Origin of the sequence: Tardiphaga sp. 20_F10_N6_6 (genome assembly GCF_052076045.1) — a bacterium.
In the GTDB taxonomy this organism is placed as follows: domain Bacteria; phylum Pseudomonadota; class Alphaproteobacteria; order Rhizobiales; family Xanthobacteraceae; genus Tardiphaga; species Tardiphaga robiniae.
This window is the reverse complement of the sequence record NZ_CP197239.1, coordinates 6,167,951-6,190,199: the sequence shown is the minus strand read 5'-3', so window position 1 is coordinate 6,190,199 and position 22,249 is coordinate 6,167,951. Positions and strand designations below refer to the sequence as shown.

Below are 22,249 nucleotides of genomic sequence, written 5' to 3'. Positions count from 1 at the left end.
CGCTATGTGTGAGCGCAGCCCGATTGAGAAAGGGAATGCCATGAAGAAAACTCTGATGGCCATTGCCGCCGTTGCCACCCTGGCCGCTTCCGCCATGGCTCCGACATCGGCAAGCGCGCAGCACTGGCGTGGACATGGCGGCGGTGGCGCGGTGGCTGCAGGTCTGATTGGCGGCGCCCTGCTTGGCGGCGCGATCGCTGCCGGCTCGGGATACTATGGTCCCGGCTACGGCTATTACGGCCGTCCTGCCTATGTGGCCGGCCCGGGCTATTACGGCGATTGTTTCTGGCAACGTCAGCGTTTCTGGGACGGCTATGGCTGGCGCATTCGCCGCGTCCGCGTGTGCGGCTGAGATCGCGGGATCATGTGATCTCTGAGATCACTCTGATCTCCTGTTACGCATCGGAAACCTACGACATTTCCAGTGCGTGATGCTTGCAATGGCCCGAAAAAACCGCTTTTCCGGATCATTGACTGGCTAACGTTTACATCGAATTGACGGTTGGGCGCTTCTAAGTGAGACCGTCAGTTCGAATCGCAGCGTGAGTAGACCTTTAACCGTGCGTCGCTTGCGGCGCCCTTCTGGAGAGACTTGAGATGAAGAAGACGATTTCCGCCTTGCTCGCCGCCGCGACGGTTGCCGGTTCGCTGGTTGCTGTTGCGCCTGCCGCAAAGGCCGACGGTGGCCGCATCGCCGCTGGCGTTGCCGGTGGCCTGATCGGTGGCGCTCTCCTCGGTGGCGCCATTGCAGCCAGCCGTCCGGCTCCGGCCTATGGCTACGGCTACGCCCCCGCTCCGGTTTATGTCGAACCGGAATGCCGTGTCGTCCGCCAGCGCGTCTGGGACGAATATCGCGGCGTCTGGCGTTCGCGTCCGGTCGAAGTTTGCGATTGATCTGACCTAACCGTCGCGTAGCACTGCGCGGCGATCCACATTCAAAACCCGGCCGCTCGCGCGGCCGGGTTTTTCGTTGAGTGATCAGATTTCGGGCGACTTCGATCTCGAACTATCTCGCGTTCATCGCGCGCAACACCGTCTCGCTGGGCCAGCAATCGACCTTGAGGCCCGCTGACTTCTGATAGGCGCCGAGCGCGGCACGCGTCTTCATGCCGGCCTTGCCGTCCATCTTGTCGGCATAGAGACCAAGCTTCGTCAGATGCCGCTGCATGGCCTCGATATCGGTGCTGCGCAATTGGTTCGAAGCCGACCACGGCGTTGCAAATGGTTGCGCATTGGCCATTCGATCACTGAGATGGCCGACGAACAGCACATAGAGATCGGAAAAATTGTATTCCTTGATGACGAAATAGTTCTTCGTCGTCAGGAAGGCCGGGCCATAGATCCCCTCCGGCTGCAGCAGTGATGCGGGCTGCGCCTGCTCCGCCGCGCTGAGCTTCTCGCCACGGACCGGAATGAAGCCGGCACGAATCCACTCCCCAATCGGCCGGGTGACTTCTGGCACACCCATCGTACAGTCGGCATTGGCCGGCGCACGCACTTCATAGGCCCAGCGCAGACCGCGCTGCCAACCCTTGTTCGTGAGTTGCTGCGCCGCTGATGCCAGCGCATCCGGCACCGACTTCCAGATATCGACACGGCCGTCGCCGTCGAAATCGACGCCGTGCTTATCCAGTTCCGACGGCAGGAATTGCGTGAGCCCCGTCGCGCCGCCCCAGGACACGCGCAGATCCTTGCGCGATACGTCGCCGCGCTCGATCAGCTTCAGTGCCGCGATGAACTCGCCGCGATACTGGTCCTTGCGGCGACCGACATAGGCTTGCGTCGCCAGCACGCGAATGCCGTCATAGGGCAACGCATACCGACCGTAATCGGTCTCGCGCCCCCAGATCGCCAGAATGATTGTTGCCGGCACGCCGAAGCGCTGCTCGATGGCGGTGAGTGTCGCGCGATGCTTCTGCAGCAGCCGCTGCCCTTCGCCGGCCAGCCGGATGATGCTGGCTTCCTTCACATAATCCGCGGGCACCTGCACGAATTCCGCCTGCGACGGCGCGCCAGTCGCAGGACGGCCGGGCAGAATGAGATCCGGAAGCTTGTAGTCCGGCTCCAGCCCGCGCGTGACCTCATCGAAGGTCTTGCGCGAGACGCCCGCTTGTTGGGCTTCAGGCCAGAGCGAAGCAATGAAGGTGGTGAAGCCGGCGTCAGGTGCAGCAAGCAACGGAACCGGCCCGATTATCAGGCACAGGATGACGACGACTGAGAGCGGTCGCAGTGTCGTCCACATGCCCGGCTTCAATTTCAATGCGCGTGGCCTCCATGGCCCTGCTTGCCGTGACCGTTTTCTGACGAATGCGGAACAACTCCGTTCGAGAGCTTGTCCACATAGGCGATGCCAACGGCCGAGAGAATGAACACGATGTGGATGATGGTCTGCCACATCACGCCCACCTCGGTGTAGTTCGTCGTGCGCGCGCTGGTGCTTCCGAGATTGCCGGCCTCGATGAAGGTGCGCAGCAGATGGATCGAGGAGATGCCGATGATCGCCATCGCCAGCTTGATCTTCAGCACGCTGGCATTGACGTGGCTGAGCCATTCCGGCTCATCCGGATGGCCGTTCAGATTGAGCCGCGACACGAAGGTCTCGTAGCCACCGACAATCACCATCACCAGCAGGTTGGAGATCATCACAACGTCGATCAGGCCCAGCACGACCAGCATGATCTGCTGTTCGCTGAAGTCGAACGAGTGCGCGATCAGATGCCAGAGTTCCTTGAGGAACAGCACGACATAGACGCACTGCGCCACGATCAGGCCGATATAGAGCGGCAGCTGCAGCCAGCGCGAGCCAAAGATCAGCGCCGGAATCGGTCGCATCGCCCCGCCTTTTCCTCTGGGCGGCAATGGCGTTTCGGGCGTCATGGACATGGGGGGCTCGCTATGGGTCGAATCGGAATGCAATGGAAGCGCCGATCTTATAGCGGCGCGTTCTGGACGCGATGATGTCGTGAATGCGCGGCAACTGGCCGCATCAGCTATTTGACAGCGACAATGAAGATCCGCGGAAATTTCAGCAGAACCTTGCCATCCGCCTGCGGCAGATAGCTGGCGGCGATGCGCGCGGTATACTCAGCGATGTAAGCCTTGCGCTCCGGCGGCTCCAGCGGATCGACGAACGGACGCAGCCCGGTGCCCTTCACCCATTCCACGATCGCGGCGGCATCGGCCAACGCATGATTGTAGACGGTGTGCCAGATCTCGACCCGCGAACACAGCGGCTGCAGCGCATCGTAATAGGCCCCGGGCTTCGGCAGCGAGTCGCGCAGCTCCGCAGCCTTCGAGAGCTGCGCGCGCCACGGCTCGAGATAGGCGACCTCGCGCATCAGGATGTGCGAGGGCTCGTCGAGATTATCCGGCATTTGCACGGCCAGCACGCCACCGTCAGGCAAGGCACCGACAAGACGCTTCAGCTGCTTGATGTGATCCGGCACCCACTGAAACACGGCATTGGCAAACAAGACATCGGAGCCGGCCGGCGCCACCCAATGGGCGATATTGGCCTCGATGAACGTCTGCGCGGGCAGCCGTTCCCGCGCCTGCCGCAGCATATCGGCCGACGTATCGACACCGATGACCGATGCTTGCGGCCAGCGATTGACCAGAAGCTCCGTCGAGTTGCCGGGTCCGCAGCCGATGTCGACGACCTTGCGGGCATCGAGAAGCGGAATCTGCGCGAGCAGATCCCGTGCCGGCCTGGTTCGCTCGTCCTCGAACTTCAGATACTGCTGCGCGCTCCAGTCGGCCATTTGAGAGTTCTCCTCAGCGCGTCAGTTTCTTGTATTTCACGCGATGCGGGATGATCGAATCCTGCCCGAGACGACGCATCTTGTCCTTCTCGTAGTCCTGGAAGTTGCCCTCAAACCATTCCACGTGGCTGTCACCTTCGAAAGCGAGCATATGGGTCGCGATACGGTCGAGGAACCAGCGGTCATGGCTGATGATCACGGCGCAACCGGCGAAGTCTTCCAGCGCCTCTTCCAGCGCGCGTAGCGTGTCGACGTCGAGGTCGTTGGTCGGTTCGTCGAGCAGCAGGACGTTGGCGCCGGACTTCAGCATCTTGGCGAGATGCACGCGGTTGCGTTCACCGCCCGACAATGCGCCGACCTTCTTCTGCTGATCGCCGCCCTTGAAGTTGAACGACGAGCAGTAGCCGCGCGAATTGACTTCCTTCTTGCCGAGCAGGATCAGTTCGTTATTGCCCGAGATTTCCTCCCACACGGTCTTCTTGCCGTCGAGCGCATCGCGCGACTGATCGACATAACCGAGATGAACGGTCTCGCCGACGGTGATCGTGCCGCTATCGGGCTTCTCCTGGCCGGTGATCATCTTGAACAGCGTCGTCTTGCCGGCACCGTTGGCGCCGATGACGCCGACGATACCGCCGGGCGGCAGCTTGAAGGTCAGATCGTCGATCAGCACGCGATCACCATAGGCCTTGGTGAGGCCTTCGAAGTCGACGACGTTGTCGCCGAGGCGCTCGGCCACCGGAATGGTGATCTGCGCACCCTGGGTCTGCTTCTCGCTGGCCTTCTTGAGCAGCTCGTCATAGCGCTGGTAGCGCGCCTTCGACTTGGCCTGACGGGCCTTGGGCGACGAGGCGATCCACTCCTGCTCGCGTTCCAGCGTCTTCTGATGGGCTGCGTCCTCGCGGCCTTCCTGTGCCAGACGCTTCTGCTTCTGCACCAGCCAGGACGAGTAGTTGCCCTCGTAGGGAATGCCGCGGCCGCGATCGAGTTCGAGAATCCAGGACGTCACGTTGTCGAGGAAGTAGCGATCGTGGGTCACGATCAGGATCGCGCCGGGATAGTTGCGCAGATGGCCTTCCAGCCATGAGACGGACTCGGCGTCGAGATGGTTGGTCGGTTCGTCGAGCAGCAGCAGTTCGGGTGCATCGAGCAGCAGCTTGCAGAGCGCGACGCGGCGGCGTTCACCACCGGAGAGCTTGGTGACGTCGGCATCGTCAGGCGGACAACGCAGCGCGTCCATCGCCTGGTCAACCTTGCTGTCGAGATCCCAGAGGCCTTGCGCCTCGATCTCGTCCTGCAGCTTGGTCATCTCGTCGGCGGTCTCTTCCGAGTAGTTCATCGCCAGCTCGTTGTAGCGATCGAGAACAGCCTTCTGCTTGGCGACGCCAAGCATGACGTTCTCGCGGACGTTCAAAGACGCATCGAGCTGCGGTTCCTGTTCGAGATAGCCGACGCGCGCGCCCTGCGCGACCCAGGCCTCGCCGGTGTATTCCTTGTCGAGGCCCGCCATGATCTTGAGCAGCGTCGACTTACCAGCGCCGTTGACACCGAGCACGCCGATCTTGGCGTCCGGGTAGAACGACAAATGGACGTTATCCAGCACCTTGCGGGTCGGATAGGCCTTGGTCAGACCCTGCATGAAGTAGACGAATTGGCGAGCCATCGTGATCCTTGAAAACCGTCGCGGGCGTGAAAAATGGGTTGTCGCTGATGTAGCGGCGTGGCCCCGAAAGGGCAACCGGGGGTCTTAAGGATTTGGTAACTCTGCACTTCTTCGAGGCAGCCGTTGTGACAATTAAAACCGCTTTTTAACGACTTCCGCCAAGAGTGCTCCCAGGGCGATCAATCATGCCCCTCGCGACTGAAGTCGCGGGCAGACAGGCGGAGCCTCGTCATGGCGATCACTACATCAGTCCCCTCTCCAGCCGCCGCCGAAACCCGCGCGGCGCGCCCAGGCCTACTCCACGAAATCCGGACGTTCTGGCAGCTGTTCTTCGTCGCCGCCTTCGATCCTTACCGGCCCGAGCAGCATTACATGCGCGGCCCGGGCCCCGCCTGTCGCGCCAAGGACCCGTCCGCGCCGGTCCCGCCCTCACATTAAGCTGATCGCACTGCCGCCGACGATGCAGACGCTTGCGCACGCCCGCGAGGCGCGCAATGTGTCCATCCCCTGACGGCTTCAACACCGTCATCACCACACCGGATGGACGATCCCATGACGCGGCTGCGCTGTGCAATTCTCGACGACTATCAGAACGTGGCCCTGACGCTTGGTGACTGGAGCGCACTCGCCGACCGCATTGAGATCACCGTCTTCGACAAGCCGTTCGCCTCAGCGGACGAAGCGGCTGCAGCGCTGAAGGATTTCGAAATCATCTGCGCCATGCGCGAGCGGACGCCGTTTCCCCGCGCGATGTTCGAGGCGCTGCCGAAACTCAAGCTGCTGATCACTTCCGGCATGCGCAATGCCGCGATCGATTTCGAGGCCGCGAAGGCTCATGACGTCACCGTCTGCGGTACCGCGATGGTGGGCAATCCGACGGCCGGCCTGACCATCGGCCTGATGCTGGAACTGACCCGCAAGATCGGCTTTGAAAACGCACGCATGAAGGCCGGCAAGCCCTGGCAGGTTACCGTCGGCGAGGACATCGAAGGCAAGACGCTGGGAATCATTGGCCTCGGCAAGCTCGGCAGCCAGGTCGCCGGCATCGGCCGCGCGCTTGGGATGAAGACCATTGCCTGGAGCACCAATCTGACGCCCGAGGCCTGCGAAAAAGCCGGCGTGACCTATGCCACCAAAGAAGAACTGTTCGCTCAGGCCGACATCATTACGATCCACCTCGTGCTGAGTGATCGCTCACGCGGATTGGTGTCACGGGTGGATCTCGCGCGGATGAAACCGACAGCCTATCTCATCAACACAGCACGCGGCCCGATCGTGGATGAAGTCGCGCTGCTCGAGACCTTGCAGGCCGGGAAAATTGCCGGTGCAGGTATCGACACCTATTCCCATGAACCGCTGCCGCTCGACAGCCCGCTGCGCAAGCTCGACAATGTCGTGATCACGCCGCATCTCGGTTATGTCACCGCGGAAAACTACGAGCGGATCTATGCGGAGATGATCGAGGGCATCGGCGGCTGGTTGAACAGCGCCCCCGTCCGCAAGCTCAACTGACGCAAGCGCTCACAGCGCAAAAGAAAACGGGCGCCGTGTGATCACACGGCGCCCGTTTTCTCGAAATCAGCTGAAAGAAATCAGCGAATGCTGACCGGGGCCGGTAGCGGCTGAACCGATGTCGGCTGGGTACCGGGCAGCGGCGCCGGCGCGGCGCTGGCGCTCGGACCGGGCACGGGCTGCGCGGAGGCGGTCGTTGCCGGAGCCTTGCCTGGCATCACCACCACGCGGGTGCCGACCTTGACGCGCTCGAACAGATCCGAGACGTCGTCGTTGAGCATGCCGAAGCAGCCCGACGACACGGACTTGCCGATAGTCGACGGCTGGTTGGTGCCGTGAATACGATAGACCGTCGAGCCGAGATACATCGCGCGGGCACCGAGCGGATTACCTTCGCCACCCGCCATAAAGCGCGGCAGATAGGGCTGACGCTCGATCATCTCGGTCGGCGGATGCCAATCCGGCCACTCCGCCTTGCGAGTGATCTTCTGCACACCGTTCCAGGTGAAACCATCGCGGCCGACACGGACGCCATAGCGCATCGCGCGGTTGTTGCCGAGCACATAGTACAAATAGAAGTTCGGCGTATCGACGACGATGGTGCCCGCAGGCTCCTTCGTCACGAAATTCACTTCCTGCCGGCGGAACTGCGGCGGCAACTGCGCCGGACCGGTTTCCGGCTGATCTTCCGGAGGCAATGAAGCCACCATCACGGAGCTGCCATTGGCGCCCAGACCCTGTCCCTGCACCGAGCCGGTCACAGGGGCACCCTGCCCGCCCATGCCTTCAGGCGGACGCATTGCGCCATCGCCATTGCCGCGGTTCGAATACACCACCGGCGGCGCCATCGGGCGGCCGTAACGCGGGTCGTCCGGCGACATCACCGGGCCCTGCGGCATGGCGCGATCGGAATAAACCGGGGCAGCACCAGCAGGGCGACCGTAGCGCGGATCATCCGGAGACATCACCGGGCTCTGGGGCGCAATTCCGGGCGCGGACAGCCCCGTCATCGGCCGGCCACCGCGAGAGGGCGGCGCGTCATCTTCGTCGAGCGCATCAAAATCCGGCATGGCGTCCAGTGCGCGATCGGCGCGTGAATTGGCCGGATAGCCGCCCGGGGGATAGTTGGGGTCGGCCGGAATCGAGTAGCCGCTTGGCATGCCCACAGGATAGCCCTGCGCGACCGCGAGCGAATGACCCGCGACGCTACCGAGAGCCACGGTCGCCAATGTCGTCAAAACACGCTTGATCATCATTGCCCTTGTATAAGCTCAAGCAAAAACCGGAACATGCTGTGAGATCGCGCAGGATAGCGGCGCATTCAAGACAATTCCGGAAAAAAGCTTCCCATTTCGGTCATATTCGCGAGATCGCACGCCGGCGTGGCTATCTTGCCTCACCCCCGCTGAAATCACTGCTCAGGAATGCGTCCTCAGTTGTGCATCTCACTTTTTAACAAACGGTTCCTGAGGCCGTGCGTTATCCTCAAACGGTCCTGATTCGCGACGCTTTGGCGGCAGCCGATTCTGCGGAACGGGCCGCTTCCAGTGTTGTCACCGCGTCCCCGTCGTTCGAAAGCCTTCCACGGTCTGTCCGAAGGCGGAACTGCCATTCATGCTTCCGGGTTTCCGATTTCTGTTCGCAGCCGTCCTGCTCACAGTCTCGTTGGTGGTCTTCGGCCTTGGTGCCGCAGCCCTGCTGCGCTCTGCCCATCAGGAATTCGCGACCATTCCGACCAGGCGCGCGGCGCCGACCGTCTTTGCGCAGCCGCCCGTCGAAGCTCCGCCGACATTGGCCATGCTGCGCGTCGAGGCAGCAGCCCCCACCCCTGAGACTGTCGCGCCACCAGCGGTCTCCGTAACCTCGGCGGCAGAACAAGAGCCCCCCATCGCGGCTCCTGCGGAGCCGGAAAAGATCGCCTTACCCGAGACCGCCGCACCCCCGTCGACGCCGGCCACAGCGGCTGTCGAGATTACTGCCCCGGTGGCGGCGACGCCGAAGCCTGAAGTTGCAGCGAAGTCGGAAACAACGAAGATCGAAGAGCGGGAACCTCTAACGACGGTTGCCGTCGCACCAGCGACCTTCGTCGAACCAGTCGCTGCCCCTCCTCCCGAGGCTGCCACCGTTCCTGCACCAGCCGCCGCCGCAGAGGTTGTAGCGGGGTCACAGCCGACGGCGACGCTGACCGATGACGACGCAAAATTGTCTTCGACGAAAATTGCGACGCTGGGCGGACCGCCCGTCGATACCGAGTCGGTTCCACTGCCGAAAGCGAAGCCTGCTGCAGAACCCGCCAAGAAGATCGTGAAGAAGCGCATCGTCGTCAAAAAGCGGCGTGTGGCCGCCAGGCCTATGGCGGCCGCTGCACCACAGCCAACCGACCCGTTCGGATTGCCGGTCGCGCGCTGACCTCGACCCCGGTTACGCCGGTCCGGTCTCGACGGGCGGACCGTCGGGCTGCCCCCATTCCGACCACGAGCCGTCATAGAGCGCTGAACCGCGCACGCCGAGACGATAAAGCGCCAGCGTCAACACCGCCGCAGATACGCCCGAGCCACATGTGGTGACGATGGGCTTGTCCAGATCGAGCCCCGTGCCGGTGAAGGCTTCGCGCAATTCTTCGAGCGGCTTCATCGTGCCGGTCGCGGCGTCGAACAACAGGTTGTAAGGCAGGTTGCGACTGGCGGGGATGTGACCGGAGCGAATGCCCGCGCGCGGTTCAGGGACACTTCCCTCGAAGCGATTGGCGGCACGCGCATCGATCAATTGCTCCTTGCGCGAATCCAGATTGGCAACGACCTGCGCCTTGCTGCGGACGTACGACTTGTCGAGCGTGGCGCTGAACGTGCCAGTCTTCGGTGACGACTTTCCGGTTTCCGTCGCACGGCCTTCGGCCTTCCACTTCTTCAGCCCGCCATCGAGCACCTTCACATTGGCGTGGCCGTAAGAGAGGAACATCCACCACGCCCGCGGCGCCGCGACCCAGCCACCCGCATCATAGGCGACGACCGTATCATCGGAGGAAATGCCGAGCGCACCGACATCGCGCGCAAACTGGTCGGCAGCCGGATACATGTGCGGCAGCGACACAGAGTGATCGGAGACCGCATCGACATCGAAGAACACAGCGCTGGGAATGTGTGCCGCCAGATAATCATCAACCGGCAGCGGCAGCACGCCTGGCATCTTGAACGACGCATCGATGACCTTCACCTTGGGATCGCCGAGATGCGCGGCGAGCCATTCGGTCGAGACGAGAGGATCTGTGGATGTCATGCTGTTTCTTTCTTCTGTCATTCCGGGACGCGCTCTTGCGCAGACCCGAAATCTCGCGGTGTTAAGCTATCTCCAGATTCCGGGTTCGCCCGCAGCTATCGCTACGCGCGCCCCGGAATGACGACAAATATCGACTACTTCGACGCCTTCGGCTCGACCTTCTCGACCGCGCCGCCTGCATTGCGCCAGGCGGTGAAGCCACCGCCCAGATGCGCCACCGGCTTCAAGCCCATATCGGCCGCGGTCTTGGCAGCCAGCGCCGAGCGCCAGCCACTGGCGCAATGGAAGATGAACTTCTTGTCTTCCTGAAAGATTGGCTTGCCATAGGGGCTTTCGGGATCGATCCAGAACTCTAGCATGCCCCGGGTGCAGGAGAACGAGCCGGGGATCTTGCCTTCGCGTTCGATCTCGCGGGGATCGCGGATATCAACGATAACCACATCCGGGCTTTCCGCCGCTTTCATCACATCTTCGACGCTCATGGTCTCGATCTGCGCGTTAGCTTCGTCGAGCAGCGCCTTGTAGCCGCGGGTAATCGTCTGCGTCATGCTTTTCGCACCAGTTCCTTCATTGCACCTTCGAGACCTTCAATCGTCAGCGGATACATCCGTTCCGAGAACAGCCGGCGAATGATGGTCGTGGACTCCGAGTAGTCCCAGTGCCGCTTGGCGACGGGATTGAGCCACACCGCATTCGGATAGGTCTGCGTGATGCGCTCCAGCCAGACCGAGCCGGACTCTTCGTTCACATGTTCGACCGAACCGCCGGGCACCATGATCTCGTAAGGCGACATCGAGGCGTCGCCGACGAACACGATCTTGTAGTCATGGGCATATTTGTGCAGCACGTCCCAAGTCGGCGTGCGGTCCGTGAAGCGGCGTTTGTTCTGCTTCCACACGCCTTCATAGAGGCAGTTGTGGAAGTAGAAATACTCCATGTGCTTGAATTCGCTCTTCGCCGCCGAAAACAATTCCTCGACCTGCTCGATATGCGAATCCATGGATCCGCCGATATCGAAGAACACCAGCACCTTGACCGCATTGCGCCGTTCCGGCCGCATATGGACGTCGAGATAGCCGTGATTGGCGGTCTCCCGAATCGTGGTGTCGAGATCGAGTTCATCCGGCGCACCGGTGCGGGCAAACTTGCGCAGACGGCGCAGCGCCACCTTGATATTGCGGATGCCAAGCTCGACATTGCCATCGAGATCCTTGAACTCGCGCTTGTCCCAGACCTTCACCGCGCGCCGGTGGCGGCTTTTCTCCTGCCCGATACGGATGCCTTCGGGATTGTAGCCTTCGGCGCCAAACGGTGAGGTCCCGGCGGTGCCGATCCATTTGTTGCCGCCCTGATGGCGTTCCTTCTGCTCTTCAAGGCGCTTCCGCAGAGTTTCCATGAGCTTGTCCCAGCCCATGGCCTCGATCTGCTTCTTCTCTTCCTCGGTAAGATATTTCTCGGCGAGCTTCTTCAGCCACTCGGCGGGAATCTCCGCCTTTTCCATGGCGTCGAGCAGGCTCTCAAGCCCCTTGAAGACCGTGCCGAACACCCGATCGAACTTGTCGAGATTGCGCTCGTCCTTCACCAGCGCTGCACGGGACAAATAATAGAAATTCTCCACCGACTGATCAGCGAGGTCGGCGTCGAGCGCCTCCATCAGCGTGAGATATTCGCGCAGGGTCACCGGGACCTGTGCATCGCGCAGCGATGTGAAGAATTGCAAGAACATGATTGACAGATTGCCCGACCACCCGCGTCCGTCAAGGGCCGGATGTGGTAGAAGCCTACACAGCTCCGTGGCTCGCCATCGCGGCGCACATCCGAAATAAGCGAGATTTGTCAGTCAAACTGGGGCGAATTCCGCTCCGCGGCATGGTGAAGCAATCGTTGTCAGATTGCAGGTATTTGTTTCAACAATTCCGGCGTCAGTAACCACGCAGCGCGGTGTCCCGCCATCGGCGGGCATTCTTAGCTATCGTGAAAGCAACGACGGCCATGGTGATGGCCTGTTTTGCTGTCAACATTGAAACGAATGACCGTACCCACGACACTGACCAGCAGTTCGCCGAGCCGACTCTCCGCGCCGGGTGTGATCGTCACGCTGTTCGTGCTGGCGATGAGCGCGTGCGTGCTCGGGCTTGTCGTCTGGAAGGCGCTCGATGCCCGCCAGACCGTATTGGCGCAAAGCGAAACCGACAGTCGAAACCTCGCACATTCGCTGGTCGAACATGCTTCGCGCTCGATACAGGCCATCGACATCGCCATGAGCGGGATGGCGGATCTGCTGAAGTACCAAAACCCGCAGCCGGATCGCTTCAACACGTTTCTGGCCAACACGGCGAATGCACTGCCACAGCTGCGCGAAATCGGTGTATTCGATACGCTTGGGAACTGGCGCTATTCCTCGCTGCCGGAAACGCCAACGCACAATAACTCCGACCGCGACTATTTCATTTATCATCGCGACCACACCGACTCCAATATCAGGATCAACGCCCCCATCACGTCGCGGCTAACCGGCCGTACATCAATCATCCTGTCGAAGCGGATCGACGGCCCCGACGGCAGCTTCAAAGGTGTACTGACGGGCGCGATCGACAACCAGTACTTCAGCGATTTCTACAAAACATTCCAGATCGGCGAGAGCGGCGGCATCAGCCTGATCCGAAGCGACGGCATACTGCTGATTCACTGGCCATCGATGGAAGTTGGGAAGGACCTCTCCGGAACTCAGCTCATTCAGACCCGTCTGAAACAGAGTCTGGCAGGCTTCTACAAGATCGATTCGCCGTTCGACGGCATCACCAAATATTTCAGCTACGAGCAAACCACGCAGTATCCGCTGATCGTCACAGTCGCGATTCCGGAAGATCAGGTGTTGGCGATATGGAAGAGCAATCTGCTCTCCGACGTTATCGTTGCTTCAGTCCTGCTCTGCACCGTGATCCTGCTCGCCGCCCTGCTATCGACCCAGTTTCGCTTCCGGCTCAACATGGAACACGCGCTCCGCGAGCGCGAGTCCCGCTATCGCCTGCTCGCCGACAACATCGCCGATGTTATTATCCTGCTCGATCGCTTTGGAAATATCGTCTTCGTCTCGCATTCGGTCGAATTCGTTTTGGGGCATAATCCGAAAGATCTGCTCGGGCGCTCCTGCTTCGAACTGGTGCACCCCGAGGATGTGGAAGCCGTGAAGGCGGCCAGCGCGCAATTGAAAGATCTCACAGCGAACCGCACCGTGATTTTTCGAACTTATCGTGACGACCATTCACTCGCTTGGGTGGAGGTTAACTTCAAACTGGCCACCCGCGAGATCGATCGCGACAAGGTCGAAATCGTAGGCGTGCTGCGCGACGTCACCCTTCGAAAAAGCATGCAGGACGAGTTGACGTCGTTGAATACAAAGCTCGCAGAACTCGCGACCACTGACGGGCTGACGGGGCTCGCCAACCGCCGCACACTCGACGGCTTTCTGCGCCGCGTCTTTGAGCAGCACGACGAGATGTCGGTGCTTTTGATCGATGTCGACAACTTCAAGGGCTATAATGACAGCAACGGCCACCAGGCCGGCGACGAATGCCTCAAACGCGTCGCGGCCGTCATTGCCGATGCCACGATCAATACGCCGGCATTGTCCGCACGTTATGGCGGCGAGGAGTTCGCCATCGTTTTGCCGGACGTATCCGAGGCCGATGCGATCACTATCGCGGAAGCCCTGCGTCTTCGAGTCAGGGCATTGGAGATTCCAAATATGGCATCAACCCGTGGCCACCTGTCGATCAGCGTCGGCGTCGCTAGCCGGAACAGCCTGACCTCGAACGAAGCCGTCCTGGTCGGCGAGGCCGATCTGGCGCTTTACGAGGCCAAACGACGTGGTCGAGATTGCGTTGTCGCCAATTCGGCGCTGCAACGCGAATATTTCAGCGCGGGCTTTTCTCACAACGGCTGATCCGCCAATTGCCGCCAGACCGCCCGGCTTTTCCCCGCCATGATATGTTCTTCGTCATCGCAAAAGGTCCCGCGAAGTGCCCGGAATGGTGGCTGGACCTGACCAATAATTCAATTAAACTTCGCCCGGAAACGTGCCGGCTGGCCAAATTGGCCGACGGCTGATGATCACAACAGGAATGGCGCGTCACTTGATGTCGCCCGCGAAGGATTGATCCATGGGAATTCTCGCAGCATTGCTGATCGGTGCCATTGCCGGCTGGTTGGCCGGGTTGATCGTTCGTGGTGCCGGCTTCGGCCTGCTCGGCAATATCGTAATCGGCATCATCGGCGCACTGGTCGCTGGTTGGCTGCTGCCGCGATTGGGTGTGAGCCTTGGCGTCGGGGCGATCCGCGACATCATCAACGCCACCATCGGCGCGGTGATCGTGCTCGTCATCCTGTCGCTGATCCGGCGCTAACGTCGCATCCCCTCACTCTGCGATCGCCTACCGCGATTCCCATCATTTTCGGCGGCGCGCGTCCGCGCGACAAGAAGAACAAGGCAAAGTCTCCATGAAATTTACCGGCACCGAAAACTATGTCGCGACCGATGATCTCAAGGTCGCGGTCAATGCCGCTATCGTGCTCGAACGCCCGCTGCTGGTGAAGGGCGAGCCGGGCACTGGCAAGACCGTACTGGCCGAAGAAGTCGCCAAGGCGCTGGGCGCACCGCTGCTGACCTGGCACATCAAGTCGACCACAAAGGCGCAGCAGGGCCTGTACGAATACGATGCCGTCTCGCGCCTGCGCGACAGCCAGCTCGGCGATCCCCGCGTCTCGGATATCGGCAACTACATCAAGCGCGGCAAGCTGTGGGAAGCTTTCACCCATGCAGAGCGACCGGTGCTGCTGATCGACGAAATCGACAAGGCTGACATCGAATTCCCGAACGACCTTCTGCTCGAGCTCGACCGCATGGAATTCCATGTTTACGAGACCGGCGAGACCATCAAGGCGGCAAAGCGCCCGATCGTGATGATCACATCGAACAACGAGAAGGAATTGCCCGACGCGTTTCTGCGCCGTTGCTTCTTCCACTACATCAAGTTCCCCGACATCGACACCATGAACCAGATCGTCGAGGTCCACTTCCCCGGCATCAAGCATCGCCTCGTCGCCGAAGCGATGCGTATTTTCTTCGAGGTGCGCGATGTGCCCGGCCTCAAGAAGAAGCCATCGACGTCGGAACTGCTCGACTGGCTGAAGCTGCTGGTCAATGAGGATATGTCGCCGGAGATGCTGCGGGAGCGCGACCCGCGCAAGCTGATTCCGCCGCTGCACGGCGCGCTGCTGAAGAACGAGCAGGACGTGCACCTGTTCGAGCGGCTGGCGTTTTTGAACAGACGGGAAGTCTGATCCCACCATCGAGGTATACAGCCTTCACGAAAAACCGCCCTCAGGGGCGGTTTTTTAATACCTATTCCAGAGATATTTTCCAATTTCAGTATACATAAACTGGTTCTAATCCCCGTTCTATTGAGATATCGTCCCTTCAAACGCCATCCCTGTATACAAACAGGACTCAAGAACTGCGCCACGGAGGAATACGATGCCCGCTTCATTCCCGCTGAACGCCTGGTACGCCGCCGCCTGGGATGCCGACATCAAGCACCAGCTTTTTCCGCGCACGATCTGCGGCAAGCATGTGGTGATCTATCGACGCTCCGATGGCGGCGTCAGCGCGCTGGAGGATGCCTGCTGGCACCGGCTGGTGCCGCTGTCCAAGGGACGTCTCGAGGGCGACACGGTGGTCTGCGGCTATCACGGCCTGAAATACAACGCGCAAGGCCGCTGCACCTTTATGCCCTCGCAGGAGACCATCAATCCCTCCGCCTGCGTGCGCTCCTATCCCGTGGTCGAGCGGCATCGCTTCATCTGGCTGTGGATGGGCGACCCGGCGCTGGCAGATCCGGCACTAGTGCCGGACATGCACTGGAATGACGATCCGGAATGGGCCGGCGACGGCAAGACGATTCACGCGAAGTGCGACTACCGCCTCGTGGTCGACAATCTGATGGATCTCACCCACGAGACCTTCGTGCACGGCTCCAGCATCGGTCAGGACGACGTCGCTGAATCTCCTTTCGATGTTACCCATGGCGACAAGACCGTCACCGTGACGCGCTGGATGAAGGGCATCGAAGCGCCGCCATTCTGGGCCGCGCAGTTGCGCAAGCCTGGCCCCGTCGATCGCTGGCAGATCATCCACTTCCAGGCGCCGAGCACGGTGAATATCGACGTCGGCGTCGCACCGGCCGGAACCGGCGCACCGGAAGGCGATCGCTCGCAGGGCGTCAACGGCTTCGTGCTCAACACCATGACGCCGGAAACCGAGACCACCTGCCACTATTTCTGGGCCTTTGTACGCAACCACCGCATCACCGAACAGAAGATCACCACGGAAATCCGCGAAGGCGTCGCGGGTATTTTCCGCGAGGACGAGATCATTCTCGAAGCGCAGCAGAAGGCGATGACCGAGAATCCGGACCGCGTATTTTACAACCTCAATATCGATGCCGGTGCCATGTGGTGCCGACGGGTGATCGACCGCATGGTGGCAAAGGAAACTACGCCACCCAAACTGCAGGCGGCAGAGTAAAATCATGAGCGAACGCGATACCGAACGCTCCGTCTCGCAGACCGTGCGTGCGCAGCTCGCACTGCGCGACATGATCCTGTCCGGCACGCTGCGCCCGGGCGAGCGCATCAGCGAATTGCAGGCTGTGGAAATCACCGGCGTCTCGCGCACGCCGGTGCGCCTCGCACTGGTGCGTCTGGAAGATGAGGGTCTGCTGCAGGCGATCCCCTCCGGCGGCTTCATGGTGAAGGCGTTTTCCGAGCGCGACATTCTCGACTCCATCGAACTGCGCGGTACGCTGGAAGGCCTCGCAGCCCGCTTCGCCGCCGAGCGCGGCGCCAGCGCCCGCAACCTTGAACCACTGAAAGAATGTCTGTCGGATCTGGATCAACTGGTGCGGCAGGATCCGATCTCCGTGGAAGCCTTCTCTGCCTATGTCACCATGAACGCCCGTTTCCATGCGCTGCTGACCGATCTCTCCGGCAGCGCGCCGGTGATCCGGCAGATAGATCGTGTTTCGGCGATGCCCTTTGCCTCGCCCAGCGCCTTCGTGATGGCGCAGTCAGCGCTGCCGGAAGCGCACAACATCCTGCTGATCGGCCAGGAACATCACCGCATCGTCGTCGACGCCATCGAGAATCGCGAAGGTGCGCGCGCCGAGGCGATCATGCGTGAGCACGCGCGGCTTGCCGTGCGCAATCTGCGGCTGGCACTGCGCAATCGCAATCATCTCGACCTGCTGCCTGCACTGGCATTGCTGACCTCGACACCGGCGGATTGACGGAGACCTTCATGCGTTTTGCAGAACACTGGATGGGATGCCGCGTCGAGGCCACGCGCAATGTGGCGCCGAACATTCGCGAGATCACACTGAAGCCGGATACACCGCTGCCGTCCTACCCTCTCGGCAGCCATATTAATGTCAGCCTCCTGATCGACGGCCAGCCACAGACGCGATCCTATTCGCTGGTGGGAGGACGCAGCAACGAGTTGCTGCGTATCGCTGTGCGGCTGGCACCGGATAGCCGCGGCGGCTCCAAAGCCATGTGGGCACTGCAAGTCGGCGCGCGGCTGGAGATCTCCAGCCCGTCATCGCTCTACGACATCGACTGGAATCGTGGGACATACTGCCTGATCGCCGGCGGCATCGGCATCACCCCGATCACCGGCATTGCCGCAGCGCTCCACAGCAAAGCCATCGATCTGCAGCTACACTATGCAGTGAAGGCTCGCAGCGAAGCCGCCTATCTCGATGAACTATCGACGTTGCTCGGCGACCGCCTGACGGTGCACGCCAGCCATGAAGGTGCTCGACTGGATTTCACCGCGACCTTTGGCGCCCTGCCTCCCGATGCCATCGTCATCCTCTGTGGCCCGATGCGCATGTTGGAAGCGGCCCGGCGCGAATGGAACGCCGCCGGACGCGCGCCCGCTGATCTGCGCTATGAAACATTCGGCTCCAGTGGTCTCCTGCCGACCACGGAATTCCGCGTCCGGCTGAAGGATAGCGGTGCCGAGATCGTGGTGCCGCAAAGCCGCTCGATGCTAGCAGCGCTCAACGAGGCCGGCTTCGAGGTGATGTCGGACTGCGAACGCGGCGAATGCGGCGTCTGCGCCATCGATGTCCTCGCCATCGACGGCGAAATCGATCATCGCGACGTGTTCTTCAGCGATCACCAAAAGAGCGGCAATACGAAGATCTGTCCCTGCGTCTCGCGCGTCGTCGGCACGGTGACGGTGGATACGTTGTATCAGCCGGACGCTGTCTGACCGTCAGCGTTCACCGCGCAGCGACGCAATCATCGAAATGATCGCGAGCACGATGACCACGGCGCCATAGACATAGGCCACGACGGCCAGTCCGGCATATGGCACAGCCACACCTGCAGCGAGTGCCGGCAGGCTGAAGGCCAGATAGGACAACACATAGAACGCCGCCAGCAAACCGGCGCGCTGATGCGCCTCGGCGGTCGGCAGCAGCGTGCTCAGCGAGCCGGCGAAGGACGCGCCGAAGCCGAAACCTGCGATCACCGAACCGGCAAACAGCATCGCAACGCTGTGCTGCCAGATGCCGAGCAGCGAGACGAAGACGCCCAGCGACAGCGCGGCCGTGCCAATCACCAGCAACCGCTGCGCCGGAAGCTGCCGAAGGGCGGCCACGGTCAGTGCTGCAGCCAGCATCAGGGTCGCGACCACGACGCCCCCGACCCAAGGCGCGGAGACGCCCATCGTTGTTGCGACCACCGTGGGCATCAAGGACAGACTGAAGCCGCCCAACGCCCATGTGGCGACGGTGGCCGGTGCAACGCGCAGCAGCGCGGCGCGCGATTGGCTGGGCACGCGCACATGCGGCCGCAGCGAGGCCAGCGCTCCCGATTTGCGCGACACGGTCTCGGGCATCACGAACAGCAGCACAATCATCACAGCCGTCAGCGCGAATAGAACCTCATAAACCAGATGCAGCGGATCGGGCGCGAAGGTGACGAGCGCCGCCGCGCCGAGCGCGCCGACCATCAGGCCAAGAAAGGCGGTCACGCTGTTGAGGAGCGGTCCACGCTTGCGGTCAGTATCGAGGATCGCAGCACCCAATGCCGTTGTCGCCGTGCCGACGCACAGGCCCTGCACGGCACGCGCGAGGATCAATTGCCCGACATCACTGGCATAGGAGAACAGCACCATTGCGATAGCATTCAGCAACAGACCGCCGAGAATGACCGGACGGCGTCCGACATAATCGGACAGGCCGCCGACTGTCAGCAGCGCGGCCAGCAGGCTGATCGCATAGACCGCAAACACCAGCGTGATCATCAGCGGCGAGAGGTGCATCGACTGTTGGTAGAGCCGGTACAGCGGCGTCACCGCGCTGCTGCTGGCCGCGACCAGCGCGGCCCCGGCAAAACTGAATGCCGTCATGGCCGATGGCTTCAACACCCAACCGGTTCTGGCTGGTGATGCTTGAGCATTGGAAACACACGTCTTTTCGGCACTGCCTTGCATAGCTCATTCCTAAAAGCTAAGTAATTGCATTAGGCATCTAGGTCGCCCGAGAGCTTAATGCAAATATTTTGCGTTAAGAATCTCAGTTTTTTGCACATGTGCGACCGTGGGAGACCGATGTGACGGTGAAGGAACGAGTCCGGATTGGTGGGCGCAGCGCGCGGATACAGAGCGCCGTGCATGATGCTGTCCGCAAATTGGGGGCTCTTTCCACCCGAAACCAGATCACCGTGCCGCAAATCGCTGCCGAGGCTGGCGTGACGCCGTCGACCATCTATCGGCGCTGGGGCGATCTCTCCGCGCTGCTCGCCGACGTCGCCGTGGCGCGGCTGCGGCCGATCGCAGATCCCGACGACACTGGTGCGGTCGAAACCGATCTCCGCGCCTTCATCGAGCAATATGCCGAAGAGATGTCGTCCCCAGTCGGCCAGGCCTTGATGCGGGACGTGTTGTCGGGACTGAAGGAGGGACTGCCCAGCGCCTGCGCGGGCTTCACCTGCGATCACCTCACCACCCTTAACGCACGCGCCAAAGCGCGCGGCGAGACGCCCTTCGACATCGACGAGGTGATTGACCATGTGGTGGCGCCGATCATCTATCGCGCGCTATTCAGCGAACAGATACCGACACCCGATTATTGCAATCGCCTGATTGACCGGATTTATCCGCCAGCCCGCAAGCGACGCACCGCCGTCTGATCGTCAGCGCGGCTTCTCGTCCAGCTGATAGGTCAGATGCGCCTTCACCGTCGGCCATTCGCCGGGCAAGATACTATAGACAACCGTGTCGCGCAGCGTGCCGTTCGGCGCGATCTGATGATTGCGCAGGATGCCGTCCTGCTTGGCGCCGAGCCGCTCGATGGCACGACGGGACTGGTGGTTGAAGAAATGCGTGCGGAATTCCACCGCGATGCAATCCAGCTTCTCGAACGCATGCCCGAGCAACAGGAGCTTGCACTGGGTGTTCAGCGCGGTGCGCTGCACCCACTTGCCATACCATGTCGAGCCGATCTCGACCCGGCGGTTGGCGGCATCGACATTCATATAGGTCGTCATGCCGGCGATCTTGCCGTCGGCATCCTTCACCGTGAATGGCAGCATCGCGCCTGATGCCTGCAGAGCGAGCCGACGGTCAATCTCGGCGCTCATCTTTTCGGGCGTCGGAATCGCCGTGTACCAGATCTTCGAAAGGTCGCCTGACTTGGCGGCCTCGATCAGACCATCGCAGTGATCTTTGGCAAGAGGTTCGAGCCGGGCGTGAGGGCCAGAGAGCGTAACGGGTTCAAGCCACGGCATCGGTCTTCCTTCGTTCTAGACGCGCGATCGGACGCAAAACCGGCTTCCACTTTTGCTGATCGCGCTCGGGCTACTTGTTCAAGAAATTGAGCGGCAAGCCACCGCGCGGCCAATCCATTGCGATCAGCTCGCCCTTGCCCGACAGCGTGATATAGGCCGTCTTCAGCTCGGGGCCGCCAAATGCGATATTCGTGGTGACGCGGTCGCCAGTTTGTATCTGTTCCACCAATTTTCCATCCGGCGCAATCACCGAGATGCAGCCGCTGACCAGCGTTGCGACGCAGACGTTGCCGGAGGCTTCAACCGCGAGAGAATCGAACATCTGATAGCCGCCAAGGCCCGCGATGGGACGGCCGCGCTCGCCGCGATAGATCACCTCGCTCGGCTTCACTTCGCCCGGCGCGCCGACGTCGAAGGCCCACAACCGCGCCGTCGGCGTCTCGGCCACATAGACGGTCTTCTCGTCCGGCGACAGGCCGATGCCGTTGGCCGGCAACATGCCGAAATGCCCTTCGACGACTTCGGTGGCACCCGGCTTCATGTAATAGAACGCGCCGACATCCATGTCGCGATGGCGACGCTTGCCGAGATCGGTGAACCAGAGCCCACCCTGCTTGTCGAACACCAGATCGTTCGGCCCCTTCAGCGGATGCGCACCGCATTTGTCGAACAGGGTTTCGACCTTGCCGTTAGAGAGGTCCACGCGCTGGATCGAGCCGCCGATATATTCATGCGGCTCCGGCGCGCCAGGCATGATGGCGCCGCGCGACGCCGCCCAGCTGAAGCCACCATTGTTGCAGAGATACATCTTGCCGTCCGGACCGAGCGCAGCGCCGTTCGGGCCACCCGGGATTTTCGCGACCACTTCCTTGCGGCCATCGGGCCACACCCGCGTCAGTTGCTGCGCACGGATCTCGACCAGAATGACGGAGCCGTCCGGCATCACCACCGGGCCTTCGGGGAATGCGAGATCGGTGGCGAGGACGCGGATGTTGGGACTGGACATGGAAACTCCCTGACATTTTCTTGGTTTGTTATCGCCCCCTGGGTGGGCGACGCAGCGTGACGAAAGTAGAGCAAACATGTCCGGCGCTGCCAAGCCGCGCAAATGCATGGCCACTTGCGTGGAATTTCCATTCGGCTTTAGCTGCAATCAACGATAACGTGAAAGTCCGAGGAA

23 protein-coding genes are annotated in these 22,249 nt (G+C 61.4%); 12 read left to right on the top strand and 11 right to left on the bottom strand.

The window, feature by feature from the left end:
- The first annotated feature begins 40 nt into the window (after positions 1–40).
- The gene (locus AB7813_RS29520) at positions 41–352 is read left to right on the top strand and encodes a hypothetical protein (RefSeq protein WP_439063312.1); all 312 of its coding nucleotides are present in this window, start codon (positions 41–43) and stop codon (positions 350–352) included.
- A 245-nt stretch (positions 353–597) separates the two neighbouring features.
- On the top strand, positions 598–894 hold the full coding sequence (locus AB7813_RS29515; protein WP_068732235.1) for a hypothetical protein: 297 nt from the start codon (positions 598–600) through the stop codon (positions 892–894).
- A 112-nt stretch (positions 895–1,006) separates the two neighbouring features.
- Here AB7813_RS29515 and AB7813_RS29510 read toward each other — a convergent pair whose 3' ends face one another.
- The 4 genes from AB7813_RS29510 to ettA form a co-directional block, all read right to left on the bottom strand.
- Complete coding sequence (locus AB7813_RS29510) at positions 1,007–2,242, bottom strand: lytic murein transglycosylase (RefSeq protein ID WP_439064595.1); 1,236 nt, start codon at positions 2,240–2,242, stop codon at positions 1,007–1,009.
- A gap of 14 nt (positions 2,243–2,256) precedes the next feature.
- Entirely contained in the window at positions 2,257–2,883 is a 627-nt protein-coding gene (locus AB7813_RS29505; protein WP_439063311.1) for a TIGR00645 family protein, read from the bottom strand.
- 107 nt (positions 2,884–2,990) lie between these two features.
- A complete protein-coding gene (gene tam / locus AB7813_RS29500) occupies positions 2,991–3,761 on the bottom strand; it encodes a trans-aconitate 2-methyltransferase (RefSeq protein ID WP_089267385.1) in 771 nt (256 codons plus the stop codon).
- Between the two features lie 13 nt (positions 3,762–3,774).
- Complete coding sequence (ettA, locus tag AB7813_RS29495) at positions 3,775–5,424, bottom strand: energy-dependent translational throttle protein EttA (RefSeq protein ID WP_089267386.1); 1,650 nt, start codon at positions 5,422–5,424, stop codon at positions 3,775–3,777.
- 231 nt (positions 5,425–5,655) lie between these two features.
- Here ettA and AB7813_RS29490 point away from each other — a divergent pair, with 231 nt between their 5' ends.
- Complete coding sequence (locus AB7813_RS29490) at positions 5,656–5,862, top strand: hypothetical protein (protein ID WP_089267387.1); 207 nt, start codon at positions 5,656–5,658, stop codon at positions 5,860–5,862.
- Positions 5,863–5,976: 114 nt separating this feature from the next.
- Positions 5,977–6,936 (top strand): D-2-hydroxyacid dehydrogenase family protein, encoded by a 960-nt coding sequence (locus tag AB7813_RS29485; RefSeq protein ID WP_439063310.1) that lies wholly within the window; start codon positions 5,977–5,979, stop codon positions 6,934–6,936.
- A gap of 80 nt (positions 6,937–7,016) precedes the next feature.
- Here AB7813_RS29485 and AB7813_RS29480 read toward each other — a convergent pair whose 3' ends face one another.
- A complete protein-coding gene (locus tag AB7813_RS29480) occupies positions 7,017–8,192 on the bottom strand; it encodes a L,D-transpeptidase family protein (RefSeq protein ID WP_439063309.1) in 1,176 nt (391 codons plus the stop codon).
- Between the two features lie 358 nt (positions 8,193–8,550).
- Here AB7813_RS29480 and AB7813_RS29475 point away from each other — a divergent pair, with 358 nt between their 5' ends.
- Positions 8,551–9,345, top strand: coding sequence for a hypothetical protein (locus AB7813_RS29475; RefSeq protein WP_439063308.1), 795 nt, complete (start codon positions 8,551–8,553; stop codon positions 9,343–9,345).
- Between the two features lie 12 nt (positions 9,346–9,357).
- Here the strand turns inward: AB7813_RS29475 and sseA are convergent, their stop codons facing one another.
- The 3 genes from sseA to AB7813_RS29460 form a co-directional block, all read right to left on the bottom strand.
- Positions 9,358–10,212 carry a 3-mercaptopyruvate sulfurtransferase gene (gene sseA, locus AB7813_RS29470; protein ID WP_439082811.1) on the bottom strand — a complete coding sequence of 285 codons (855 nt, stop codon included), beginning with the start codon at positions 10,210–10,212 and terminating at the stop codon, positions 9,358–9,360.
- Between the two features lie 134 nt (positions 10,213–10,346).
- Entirely contained in the window at positions 10,347–10,760 is a 414-nt protein-coding gene (locus AB7813_RS29465) for a rhodanese-like domain-containing protein (RefSeq protein ID WP_068732221.1), read from the bottom strand.
- A complete protein-coding gene (locus AB7813_RS29460; RefSeq protein WP_068732219.1) occupies positions 10,757–11,938 on the bottom strand; it encodes a vWA domain-containing protein in 1,182 nt (393 codons plus the stop codon). The genes AB7813_RS29465 and AB7813_RS29460 overlap by 4 nt, the downstream gene beginning before the upstream one ends.
- A 303-nt stretch (positions 11,939–12,241) precedes the next feature.
- On the opposite strand from AB7813_RS29460, the gene AB7813_RS29455 reads away from it, so the two are divergent.
- The 6 genes from AB7813_RS29455 (at position 12,242) to AB7813_RS29430 (ending at position 18,547) form a co-directional block, all read left to right on the top strand.
- The gene (locus tag AB7813_RS29455; RefSeq protein ID WP_439063306.1) at positions 12,242–14,158 is read left to right on the top strand and encodes a diguanylate cyclase; all 1,917 of its coding nucleotides are present in this window, start codon (positions 12,242–12,244) and stop codon (positions 14,156–14,158) included.
- 217 nt (positions 14,159–14,375) lie between these two features.
- A complete protein-coding gene (locus AB7813_RS29450; protein ID WP_068732215.1) occupies positions 14,376–14,618 on the top strand; it encodes a GlsB/YeaQ/YmgE family stress response membrane protein in 243 nt (80 codons plus the stop codon).
- A gap of 94 nt (positions 14,619–14,712) precedes the next feature.
- Positions 14,713–15,555 carry an AAA family ATPase gene (locus AB7813_RS29445; protein ID WP_068732213.1) on the top strand — a complete coding sequence of 281 codons (843 nt, stop codon included), beginning with the start codon at positions 14,713–14,715 and terminating at the stop codon, positions 15,553–15,555.
- 193 nt (positions 15,556–15,748) lie between these two features.
- Entirely contained in the window at positions 15,749–16,798 is a 1,050-nt protein-coding gene (locus AB7813_RS29440) for an aromatic ring-hydroxylating dioxygenase subunit alpha (protein ID WP_115033826.1), read from the top strand.
- 4 nt (positions 16,799–16,802) lie between these two features.
- Positions 16,803–17,558 (top strand): GntR family transcriptional regulator, encoded by a 756-nt coding sequence (locus tag AB7813_RS29435; RefSeq protein ID WP_093760616.1) that lies wholly within the window; start codon positions 16,803–16,805, stop codon positions 17,556–17,558.
- An 11-nt stretch (positions 17,559–17,569) separates the two neighbouring features.
- Positions 17,570–18,547, top strand: a complete 978-nt coding sequence (locus tag AB7813_RS29430) for a PDR/VanB family oxidoreductase (RefSeq protein ID WP_093761149.1) — start codon at positions 17,570–17,572, stop codon at positions 18,545–18,547.
- A 3-nt stretch (positions 18,548–18,550) separates the two neighbouring features.
- Here AB7813_RS29430 and AB7813_RS29425 read toward each other — a convergent pair whose 3' ends face one another.
- On the bottom strand, positions 18,551–19,690 hold the full coding sequence (locus tag AB7813_RS29425) for an MFS transporter (protein ID WP_439063305.1): 1,140 nt from the start codon (positions 19,688–19,690) through the stop codon (positions 18,551–18,553).
- Between the two features lie 203 nt (positions 19,691–19,893).
- Here AB7813_RS29425 and AB7813_RS29420 point away from each other — a divergent pair, with 203 nt between their 5' ends.
- Positions 19,894–20,472: a TetR/AcrR family transcriptional regulator gene (locus AB7813_RS29420; RefSeq protein WP_439063304.1), complete on the top strand. Its 579-nt coding sequence runs from the start codon at positions 19,894–19,896 to the stop codon at positions 20,470–20,472.
- Between the two features lie 3 nt (positions 20,473–20,475).
- On the opposite strand, the gene AB7813_RS29415 is transcribed toward AB7813_RS29420, so the two are convergent.
- Both AB7813_RS29415 and AB7813_RS29410 read right to left on the bottom strand, forming a co-directional pair.
- Positions 20,476–21,069, bottom strand: a complete 594-nt coding sequence (locus AB7813_RS29415) for a GNAT family N-acetyltransferase (RefSeq protein ID WP_175367228.1) — start codon at positions 21,067–21,069, stop codon at positions 20,476–20,478.
- 70 nt (positions 21,070–21,139) lie between these two features.
- The gene (locus tag AB7813_RS29410) at positions 21,140–22,075 is read right to left on the bottom strand and encodes an SMP-30/gluconolactonase/LRE family protein (RefSeq protein WP_068732201.1); all 936 of its coding nucleotides are present in this window, start codon (positions 22,073–22,075) and stop codon (positions 21,140–21,142) included.
- Positions 22,076–22,249 lie beyond the last annotated feature (174 nt).